Annotated in this window: 1 protein-coding gene; it reads right to left on the bottom strand. The window is 60.8% G+C overall.

From position 1 onward, the window contains the following. Positions 1 to 210 (bottom strand): acetyl-coenzyme A synthetase N-terminal domain-containing protein (locus tag A3728_RS19995; protein ID WP_150120912.1); only part of this gene is annotated, 210 nt, incomplete at its 3' end. Between the last annotated feature and the right edge of the window lie 73 nt (positions 211 to 283).

Here is a 283-nt window from a genome sequence, read left to right as displayed (position 1 = left end):
CACCTGATCCGCGCGCCCGTTTTCCACATGGCGGTCGATCGTGTTGTAACAGCCGTTCAGCTTGGCATCGGCGTGCCATTCGTAGGTATCATTGCCGCGATCGAACAGGGCCTGCTTTGGCGGTTCGACCCAGTCGATGTCTTCCGCCAGTTCCAGCCAGAAGCTTTCCGGGTCGTCCTGCCAGCGTTCATAGGTTTCGCGATAGCCCATCACAGCCTCCTCCTCAATTCGGGTGACAAAGGGGTAGGCGAGCCTTGGGCGCGGGGCAAGTCCGCGCTGTCCT

Source organism: Sulfitobacter sp. HI0040, from assembly GCF_001634885.1.
Classification (GTDB): Bacteria; Pseudomonadota; Alphaproteobacteria; order Rhodobacterales; family Rhodobacteraceae; genus Sulfitobacter.
Note: the sequence above shows the minus strand (reverse complement) of the source record. Positions and strands in the feature narration are given on the sequence as shown.